General features: G+C 65.5%; 6 protein-coding genes. 4 read left to right on the plus strand and 2 right to left on the minus strand.

Annotated features, from left to right (window positions below; translation table 11 throughout):
- Positions 1-4: 4 nt before the first annotated feature.
- On the minus strand, positions 5-2,095 hold the full coding sequence (locus ACRCSW_RS13370; RefSeq protein WP_438705812.1) for an oxidoreductase: 2,091 nt from the start codon (positions 2,093-2,095) through the stop codon (positions 5-7).
- A 28-nt stretch (positions 2,096-2,123) separates the two neighbouring features.
- A complete protein-coding gene (locus ACRCSW_RS13375; protein ID WP_438705814.1) occupies positions 2,124-2,786 on the minus strand; it encodes a TetR family transcriptional regulator C-terminal domain-containing protein in 663 nt (220 codons plus the stop codon).
- Between the two features lie 198 nt (positions 2,787-2,984).
- Between ACRCSW_RS13375 and ACRCSW_RS13380 the strand changes: the two genes are divergently transcribed.
- The 4 genes from ACRCSW_RS13380 (at position 2,985) to phnE (ending at position 7,130) form a co-directional block, all read left to right on the plus strand.
- Positions 2,985-4,283 carry a flavin monoamine oxidase family protein gene (locus ACRCSW_RS13380; RefSeq protein WP_438705815.1) on the plus strand — a complete coding sequence of 433 codons (1,299 nt, stop codon included), beginning with the start codon at positions 2,985-2,987 and terminating at the stop codon, positions 4,281-4,283.
- A 133-nt stretch (positions 4,284-4,416) separates the two neighbouring features.
- A complete protein-coding gene (gene phnC, locus ACRCSW_RS13385) occupies positions 4,417-5,235 on the plus strand; it encodes a phosphonate ABC transporter ATP-binding protein (RefSeq protein WP_438705817.1) in 819 nt (272 codons plus the stop codon).
- 45 nt (positions 5,236-5,280) lie between these two features.
- Positions 5,281-6,180, plus strand: coding sequence for a phosphonate ABC transporter substrate-binding protein (gene phnD / locus ACRCSW_RS13390; protein WP_438705819.1), 900 nt, complete (start codon positions 5,281-5,283; stop codon positions 6,178-6,180).
- A gap of 140 nt (positions 6,181-6,320) precedes the next feature.
- Entirely contained in the window at positions 6,321-7,130 is an 810-nt protein-coding gene (gene phnE / locus ACRCSW_RS13395; protein WP_438705821.1) for a phosphonate ABC transporter, permease protein PhnE, read from the plus strand.
- Positions 7,131-7,161 lie beyond the last annotated feature (31 nt).

Raw genomic sequence — 7,161 nt, forward strand, 5'->3', positions numbered from 1 at the left:
CCCTTTATTCCGCCGCCGCCGCCCAGTCCGCGGGGGCCACAAGCCCCACATCGATCCTGTCATGCCGGATCGGCAGGTCGATATCGATGGCCCGGTCCAGGTTCTGGGCATAGCGGTGCCCCGCATAGGTCGCGGCGGCGATGATCGCAGGCGCCTCGCAATCGCCGATCCGGGTCAATGTGAACGGCAGTTCGGCATCAGTGCCGTCAGGCGCATAGCGCAGGGCCGCGTAAAGGTCATCCACCGGCGCGCGCTGGCCTGCCAGCACAAGACCCGACGCAGGCAACACCTCTTCCCGGCCCGAGTGTTCGCAGGCAATCGTGGCCGTGGCGCCGTCAAACCACTTCATGGCGTGTGCGGTCATCAACCTGATCCCCAGCCGCATGAGATGGCCCGGCACCCGCCAACCCTCGCCGGTGTGCTCGGCCCAATGCGACACGCGGTCATGCGGCGTGACCAGCGTCACCTCCAGCCCCGCCGCCCGCAGGCGTTCGGCGATCACGCCGCCCATGTAGTAGCCGTCGGCATCGTAGACCACGGTCGGTCCGGTGGGCAGTGCGCCGTCCATGATGTCGTCGGGCGTCAGCACCTGCGCTCCCGCATCGGCAACAGCCTCGAACCGCTTGCCGGTGAAAAGATCCCGCCGCCACCGCGCGCCCGTCGCGATGCAGACATGCGCGGCCCCAAAGGCCAGCACGTCCGCAGCCGAGAGGCGGCTTTCCCGGAAGACCTCGACATTCGGCATCTTCAGGATCTGCCCCTCGCGATAGTCGCGCACGCGGATATACTCGCGCATCCCCGGCAGGGCTGCCTCCCGCACCACCCGGCCACCCAGAACGCGGGTCGCCTCGGCCAGCGCCACGCGATAGCCGCGCAGACCCAACGCGCGCGCCGCCTCCAGCCCCGCAGGCCCCGCGCCGACGATCAGCACCTGCCCGTCCGACCCCTTGGGCCGGATCGTCTCGGGGTGCCAGCCCTGCCGCCATTCCTCGCCCATCGTCGGGTTCTGCGTGCAGCGGATCGGCACCGACAGGCTGTCGCCGGAATAGCAGATGTTGCAGCCGATGCATTCGCGGATGTCCTCGGGTCGGCCCTCCTCGATCTTCTTCGGCAGGAACGGGTCGGCGATCGAGGGCCGCGCCGCGCCGATCAGATCGGTGATCCCCGCCTTCACCATCCGCACCATCGTGTCGGGCGAGGTGAAGCGGCCCACCGTGACCACGGGCTTCGTGGTGACCGAGCGGACGAAGGCCATGTAGGGTTCCAGCGCCCCTTCCTTGACGAAGCGCGAAGCGCCCATCTCCAGCGAATAATCGGCGATGTTGATGTCCCAAAGGTCGGGCATCTCGGCCATCATCGCCAGCATCTCGCGCCGCTCGCCCGTGACGGGTTGCCCGTCCTCACCGATCTTCTCATCCGCGGCAAAGCGCACAGCCACGGCGCAGCGGTCCCCGACGGCCTCTTTCGTTTCCTCGATCAGCTCCCGCACCAGGCGCGTGCGGTTCTCCAACGATCCGCCATATTCGTCGCCCCGCGTGTTGGTCTCGGGGTCCAGGAAATGCGCCAGCAGATAACCGTGCGTCGCATAGACATAGACGATGTCGAAACCTGCCTCGCGCGCACGCAGTGCCGCCTTGCGGTGCCAGCGCCGGAAGTCGCGGATGTCGGTCTTGTCCATGGCACGGGTCTGGAACGGGTGGCCGACGGCGTTAGGCATCGAGGCCACATCGAATGACACAAGCCGGGTCGCGAGGTTGGCCGACCGCGCCCCGCCGAACCACAGCTCTGCCCCCGCCAGCGCGCCATGCGCATGCACCTTGTCCGTCATCAGCCGATGCGCACGGATGTCGCTCTCGTCCCAGAGCGTGGCCGAGATATGCAGCTGGTCGTCAGACGCGGGGTGGATCGAGCAGTATTCGGTGCAGACCACGCCCCAGCCGCCTTCAGCCTTCACCCCCCGCATCTCGGCAAGCGTCCGAGGTCGCACCCAGCCCATGCCGGTACAATGCGGCACCTGATAGAAGCGGTTCCTCGTGGTGACCGGGCCGATCCTGACCGGCTCGAAAAGGATGTCGTAGCGGGGGTCGCGGGGCATGTGTGTCGTCCTGAGTTTGTCCGCGTCGTCAGTCGCGGTCCGTTGCGGGCTGAAAGTGCCGCGGCAGGATGGCCGAGACGAACTGGAGCGCCCGCCTTCGGCAATCCAGCCGTTTGAATTCGTCGGGATAAAGCAGCATGTTCAGCCACATGCCATCATACATCGCCTCCAGCGCCAGCGCGGTCTCCATTGGGTCGATGCCGGTATAGCCGCCCTCGTCGATCATCAGCTTCAGGATGGCCACGGTCGCCTCCAGAAGCTCGTCGTCCAGATCGCCCACAACCTTGCGATAGATGTCTCGGGCACCGGCGTCGCCATAGAACGCGAACCAGATCGCGAGCTTTTTGCGGTCGCAGATGCGGCTGTGAAACCGGCTGTCGATGATCGCCATCAGCCGGTCGGCACTGGACAGCGAGGCGTCGAGATTGCGGTTCTGCCAAAGATCGCGCTGTTCGTCGGCCAGATGCGTCAGAACCGCCTCGAAAAGCCGCTCCTTGGTCTCGAAGTGGAAATTCGCAAGGCCAATGGATGTCCCGGCGATGTCGGTCACGCGGGCCAGCGTCGTGCCGGACAGGCCATACTTTGCGATCGACGTGATCGTCGCATCAATCAGGTTCTGCCGCCGCTCGGCCTTCGCCGCCGCCCGGCTGGTCCTTGGCGGCTCGGTGGTGCTGTCCTCGTCGCTGGTCATTTTGTGCTTTCCCCAGAAGCCACTCACCTCTGATTTATACAGGGCTGGTCAGTGCGATCCCGTCAGAGCGCTACTCACTGAATGGACATTCAATCATTGCGTTGACATCGATTGCGGGTCAAGTGATCTGTCCATAAGCCACGATGGCGCGAACCAACGCGCCGGCATTTTCGGCGTTTCACTTTGGAAGGAGCGTGCTTGCCCGCCAGCGATGCAAACCCCGCGAAGCGCCAGCGGCGCGTTCTGGTCCTTGGCGCGGGCATTGCCGGGCTTGGTGCTGCGTGTCACCTGAAAGCAGCCGGGGTCGAGGTCACGGTCATCGAAGCCCGCGACCGCATCGGCGGGCGGACCTTTACCAGCGACCTCTGGCCCGATCTCCCCGTCGATATGGGGGCAAGCTGGATACACGGTGTGACGGGCAACCCGATCACGGCCCTTGCCGCCGAGGTTGGGGCAGAGTGGACCGCGACATCCTACCGCCGCTCGGCGAACTTTGACGACGCCGGGCGTGCCTTCGACTTTCTCGATGTGGCCGCGCGGGCGAAGAAGCTGGTCAGGACGGCCCGCCGGCGGGTGGACGACCTTGATCAGGACATCTCGCTGAAAGCCGCGATCGAAGCTTCGCCGAAGTGGCGGGCACTATCGCCGCTGGACCGCCGACCGCTGAGACTGGCGATCAACACGCGGATCGAACACGAGTATTCGGGCGACTGGAGCCGTCTGTCGGCCTGGCACTTCGACGATGGCAAGGATTTCCCGGGCGGCGAAGCGGTGCTTAACCGGGGCTACGGTCCGCTTGTCGCGCATCTCGCCAAAGGGCTCGACATCCGCCTGGGGGAGGCGGTGGTCGCGATTGCACCGGCGAAGAAGGGCGTCGACGTCACGACAAACCGCGGCGTCCACTTTGCCGACCGGGTGATCGTGACGCTTCCACTCGGGGTGCTGAAGTCCGGCGAGGTCCGGTTTGCCGAACCGCTGAGGCGACGTCGTCAACGCGCGATTGACGGACTGGAGATGGGACTTCTGAACAAATGCTGGCTGCGGTTTGACCGGGTCTTCTGGCCGCCGGATGTCGACTGGATCGACTTTCTTGGCCCTGTCGGGGGTCTCTGGGCCGAATGGATGAGCGGGGTGCGAAGTACCGGCAAACCGGTGCTCGTCGGCTTCAATGCGGCCGCCGCAGCGGAAGAGCTGGAAGCGCTCGATGACCGCGATACCGTGCGCTCTGCAATGCAGGCGCTGCGTGCGATGTTCGGAACCGCAATTCCTGATCCTGTCGGGAGCCAGATCACGCGGTGGAGGCAGGACCCGTTCTCGCGCGGGGCGTATTCCTTCAACCCAACAGGCACGAGATCAAAGGACCGCCGCGCGCTTTTCGGGTCTGACTGGGAGGGCCGGCTGCATTTCGCCGGCGAAGCAGCGTCTGAGGAGTATCCCGGCACCGCACACGGCGCGCTGCTGACGGGCAGAGCCGCCGCCATTGCGGTTCTCGGGTGATATCCGGGCCCCGGAGGCATTTCCAAGCGCGGTCGCGAGCGCAGCAGCGGTGTCACCAAACGTTTACGTGAAAGTCGGCGTGCTGTCGCAAATCTTCGCTACCCCCCGAATGGTGCTGCTCGGGGGATGACGCATGCTGCAGGTCAAGGCGGTGACACGGCTCTTTGGCCAGAAGGCCGCCGTTGACAACGTGAGCTTCTCCGTCGACCACCCGGCCTTCGTCGGCATCATCGGTCGCTCCGGCGCAGGCAAGTCCACCTTCCTGCGCATGATGAACCGCCTGACCGACGCGACCTCGGGCGAGATCATCGTCGACGGCCGCAACATCCTGGCCCTGAAGGGCGCCGCCGCGCGTGCCTGGCAAAGCCAGTGCGCGATGATCTTCCAGCAGTTCAACCTCGTGCCCCGGATGGACGTCGCCTCCAACGTCCTCCACGGCATCCTGAACCGCCGCTCCACCTTTCAGACGATGTTCAGCCTCTGGCCCCGCGCCGACATCCTGAAGGCGCTCGATATCCTCGACCGCCTCGGCATCGCCGAGCAGGCCCCCAAACGCGCCGAGGCGCTGTCGGGCGGCCAGCAGCAGCGCGTCGCCATCGCCCGCGCGCTGATGCAGGACCCCAAGATCATCCTCGCCGACGAACCCATCGCCAGCCTCGACCCGATGAACGCCCAGATCGTCATGGACGCCCTGAAGCGCATCAACGTCGAGGACGGCCGCATGGTCATCGCGAACCTCCACACCCTCGACACCGCGCGCCGCTACTGCGACCGCGTCATCGGCATGCGCGACGGCCGCATCGTGTTCGACGGCACGCCCGACCAGCTCTCCACCGGCGTCGCCCGCGACATCTACGGCGCGGACGCAAGCTTCAACGAGGCGGCCACCTCGACTGCCATCCCTGCCGATGCCGAGGCCGACAAAGCCTATGCGGACCGGCTTCTCGCCTGACCCATCAACCCGGCCCCAACGAGGGCCGCCAACACGGAGACGACCATGAAACAGCTGCTTGCACTTCTGGCTGCCACCACCACCCTCGCCGCACCGGCGATGGCGCAGGAGGCGATCAAGGAATTCAACATCGGCATCCTTGGCGGCGAAAACGCCCAGGACCGCCTGACCTCGACCGAATGCCTCCGCGTCTCGATGGAAAAAGAGCTCGGCGTCCCGGTGAAGCTCTTCACCCCGGCCGACTATGACGGCGTTATCCAGGGCCTCCTCGGCGGCACGCTCGACTACGCCTGGCTCGGTGCCTCGGCCTACGCCAAGATCTACCTGACCGACCCCGAAGCGGTCGAGGTCATGCTGACCAAGCAGAACGTCGACGGCTCCACCGGCTACTACTCCATCGGTTTCGCCCGCAAGGACGCCGGCATCGCCACGATGGATGACGCCAAGGGCAAGACCTTCGCCTTCGCCGACCCGAACTCGACGTCCGGCTACCTTGTTCCCGGCGCCGAGCTTACTGCGCAATACGGCAAGCTCGAGGACTACTTCTCCGAAGTGAAGATGTCGGGCGGCCATGAGCAGACCATCGTCGGCGTCGCCAACGGCGATTTCGCCGCTGGTGTCAGCTGGGCCGACGGCCTTGGCAACTGGGAAGACGGCTACACCTCCGGTGCCTTCCGCAAGGCTGCCGATGCGGGCCTCGTCGACATGAACGACATCGTCGAAATCTGGCGCTCCAAGCTCATCCCAGAAGGCCCGCTGGTCGTCCGCAAGGCCCTGCCGCAGGACGTCAAGGACAAGGTCTACGCGATGATGGACACGATGTGGGAGACCGACAAGGAATGCGCCTACAACGTCGCCGCCGGTGACGCGAAAGACTTCGTCCCGGTGAAGCACGAGGACTACCTCGGCATCATCGACGCCCGCAAGCTTCAGGAAGGCATGTAAGCTTTCATTACGCAGTGCCGGGTCACCCCAAAGGTGGCCCGGCAATTTTATTGCGGGGCGCATCCATGGTCGACATCGCTTTCGGGCCGGAGCCGGGCCAGCGGCCTGACACGTCCACCACGTCCGGCGCCTATCTCGAGATGGTGCGCCGCAAGCGCATGTACGGCGGCATCCTTCTGGTGCTGTTCATCGCCGTCTTCGCCTCGGGCTGGATGCTCGCCGATCACCGCAACGCCGGCGGCTTCTGGAACGGCCTGCCGCAGATCGACGATTTCGCGGTCGAGGTGATATCAGAGGCCTGGACCAACCGCGCCAACCTGCCCGGCCTTTTCCTCGAATTCCTGCCCTCGCTGATCGAGACGATCAACATCGCCGCCGTCTCGACCCTGATCGGCGCGCTGGCCGCGATGCTGCTGGCGCTGCTGTCGACCCGCGGCCTTGCCCGCTGGCCGCGCCTGATCGGCCCGTTCCGCCGCGTGATGGACCTCCTCCGCGCCATCCCCGAAATCGTGATCGCGCTGGTGCTGATCTACATCCTCGGCGGTGGCCCCGTGCCCGCAGTGATCGCGATTGGGCTTCATACCGGCGGTGCGCTCGGCAAGCTTTTCTCCGAAGTCGCCGAAAACGCCGATCTGAAACCGGTCGAGGGGCTGGCCTCGGTCGGGGCCAACTGGGGCCAGCGGATGTGGCTGGGCGTGATCCCGCAGGTGGCACCCAATTGGCTCAGCTACGGGCTTCTCAGGTTCGAGATCAACGTCCGCGCCTCCGCCATCCTGGGTTTTGTCGGCGAAGGCGGCATCGGGCATGATCTGAAACTCGCGATGCAATGGGGGCAGGGGCGGTATGATCAGGTCGTGGCGATCTTCCTGCTTCTGTTCCTGACGATCTTCCTGATCGACAGGGTGTCAGACCACTACCGCACCCGCCTGGTCAAAGGGGCCGTGATATGACCGCGACAACAACCCCGGCCGGCGCTGCGCC

The sequence above is a fragment of the Tabrizicola sp. genome, assembly GCF_051645465.1.
GTDB lineage: Bacteria > Pseudomonadota > Alphaproteobacteria > Rhodobacterales > Rhodobacteraceae > Tabrizicola.